General features: G+C 67.0%; 3 protein-coding genes and 1 pseudogene. 1 reads left to right on the top strand and 3 read right to left on the bottom strand.

The genetic code is table 11. The features are described from left to right. From VEG08_09320 to VEG08_09310, 3 genes and pseudogenes are all read right to left on the bottom strand, one after another. Positions 1 to 133 (bottom strand): glutamate formiminotransferase (locus VEG08_09320; protein ID HXZ28180.1); only part of this gene is annotated, 133 nt, incomplete at its 3' end. 173 nt (positions 134 to 306) lie between these two features. Beyond that, complete coding sequence (locus VEG08_09315) at positions 307 to 969, bottom strand: acyloxyacyl hydrolase (protein ID HXZ28179.1); 663 nt, start codon at positions 967 to 969, stop codon at positions 307 to 309. Positions 970 to 1,101: 132 nt separating this feature from the next. Then, positions 1,102 to 1,847: pseudogene (locus VEG08_09310) on the bottom strand (YebC/PmpR family DNA-binding transcriptional regulator). A gap of 137 nt (positions 1,848 to 1,984) precedes the next feature. On the opposite strand from VEG08_09310, the gene VEG08_09305 reads away from it, so the two are divergent. Then, the coding region (locus tag VEG08_09305) for a sigma-70 family RNA polymerase sigma factor (GenBank protein HXZ28178.1) at positions 1,985 to 2,504 on the top strand (520 nt) is incomplete at its 3' end.

The following is a 2,504-nucleotide window of genomic DNA, read 5'->3' as shown; positions in this document are numbered from 1 at the left end:
GGTTGTGGTCGGCGTCCATCTCGCGGTCGAGCAGGTACACCCCGGGGACCTTCATGGCCTCGACGATGGCCTCGACCTTGGCCTTGTCCCGGCCCTCGGAGAAGTTGGGCACGCATTCGACCAGCGTGGACATGGGTCAAGCATAGCGGCCGGGCCCGGAGCCCGCAACCGGAGCGGGGTTCAAGGAACCCTCGAAGGCACGGGAGATTGCAGATTTGAGATTTCAGATTGCAGATTGAAAAACCGCGCACCTTGGCGGTGCCGTCTTCAAATCTGAAATCTGCGATCTTCAATCTGCAATGAGGTCTAGTGCTGCTTCCACCAGTGGTAGCCCAGCGTGAACTGCAGGGTATTGATGCCGGGGTTGGGGGTGGCCAGGCCGGCGTTGGAGATGTGCACGTAGCGGAAGGCCAGACTGACGGCGCGGTCGGGGCGATGGAAGTACTGCACCCCGAAGGCGGCCTGGGGCGTGAAGTTCACGCTGTTGGTGCCGGCGGGCACGTCGGAGGTGGTGAAGAGCACGCCGCCCCCGCCCTCCACGTAGGGTACCAGCTTCTGCCCGCTGGTGAAGTTCCACTTCAGCAGCACCGGAGTGAAGCTGAAGCCATAGACGTTGGTCTGCTGGAAGATGACGTTGACCGGGGTGATGTCCACGGCGTACTCGAAGGTGCCGCGCAGGGCCCCCGGGCCGTGCTCCTGGCTGAGGACGTAGCCCAGGCGCACGTTGGCGTTGAAGACCCCGGTATCGCGGTTTCCGCCGGCAATGGAGTGGCCGCCGCCCGCGGTGACGCCGATCTCCCAGTTGCCCTGGGAAGCGGCCGCCGCGCCGGCGGAAGCGGCAGGGGCCGGGTCGGGAAGGGCCGCGGCGGGCACCGCCGCGCTCTCGGACTGGGGAGCGTCGGGAAGCTGCTGCGCGGCGCACGTCAGCGCCACGCTCAGCATGACCAGCAACAGCAGAGTCTTTCGCATTCGCGCCTCTCGCAAAGAGAATCGACCAGGAAAGTCCTGACACTCTACTCTGCCCTCGGAGGGGGAATCAAGTTCCGGGCCGGGTACCAGCAGAAAAGCCGCCCCGCAGGGCGGCTTGGGCGCGTGCGAGCGCTAGCTGGCCACCTGCTCCAGGGCCTTCTGGTCGATGTCGAAGTTGGAGTAGACGTGCTGCACGTCATCGTGCTCTTCCAGGGCCTCGAGCAGGCGGATCATGGTGGCGGCGGCCTGGCCCTCCAGCTTGATGTAGTTCTGCGGCAGCATGGCCACCTCGGAGTGGGTGACCGCCAGGTTGGCCTTCTTCACCGCCTCCAGCACGGGCTCGTAGCCGTGGGGATCGGTAATGATCTCCCAGTTCTCGCCGTCGTCGCGCAGGTCCTCGCCGCCGGCCTCCAGCACGATGTTCATCAGGTCGTCTTCCTTGGCCGCCGACTTGGGAACCACGATGGATCCCTTCTTGTGGAACATCCAAGCCACCGAACCGGCCTCGCCCAGGTTGCCGCCGTTCTTGGTGAAGGTGTGCCGGATCTCGCTGACCGTGCGGTTGCGGTTGTCGGTGGAAAGCTCGACCAGCAGGGCCACCCCGCCCGGGCCGTAGCCTTCCAGGATGGCTTCTTCGTAGGTGGCGCCGGGCAGTTCGCCGGTGCCCCGCTGGATGGCGCGCTTGATGTTGTCGGCGGGCATGTTCTCCGCCTTGGCCGCCTGCACCGCCCCGCGCAGGCGGGGGTTCTTGTCGGGGTCGCCGCCGCTCTTGGCCGCCATGGTGATTTCCTGATCAGGCGGGTGAAGATCTTCCCGCGCTTGGCGTCCAGCGCGCCCTTCTTGTGCTTGATGGTGGCCCATTTGGAATGGCCAGACATGGGAAACCTCTTCTGCTTGTGGGCCTGCCCTGGGGACAGCAGCCCTGCTTTAGTATGAAGGCATCGAAATTATAGCACCCGTCCCCCGGGTAAACCCCGGCCGCGCGCGGGCGTCTATATGCATGAAGGAAGCGACCTTGGAAGACACTCTGGCGGGCGCCGCGCTCCCGGTCGGACGGCAGGCAGGTGAGACCCTGACGCGCGAGGCCTTCGAGCAGATCGTGGCGGCGCACCAGCAGCGCATCTACCGGCTGCTGCTGACCCTGCTGCGCGACCCCGACGCTGCCCAGACCCTGACCCAGGAGTGCTTCCTGCGCGCCTACCGCAAGCGCGCCGGCTTCCGCGGCGAGGCCAGCGTAGGCACCTGGCTGGCGCATATCGCCGTCAACCTCGCCCGCGACCACGGTCGCAGCCGCGCCCGCCGCTTCTGGGAGCGGGTGCTGGGGCGGGAGGACGAACCGGGAGCGCCGGTCGAGCGCGTGCCCGACCGCGCTCCCTCTCCCGAGCGCAGCCTGCTGGCGCGGGAAGGATCGGCGACGGTGTGGGCGCTAGCGGCGGAGTTGCCCGGGCGCCAGCGCGAGGTCTTCCTGCTGCGCTTCGCCGAGGAGATGAGCCTGGCGGAGATTGGGCAGGCGCTGGACCTGGAGGTGGGCACGG

Source organism: Terriglobales bacterium (assembly GCA_035624475.1).
GTDB lineage: Bacteria > Acidobacteriota > Terriglobia > Terriglobales > Acidobacteriaceae > DASPRL01.
The sequence above is the reverse complement of the archived record's forward strand: the minus strand, read 5'-3'. Positions and strand labels throughout refer to the sequence as shown.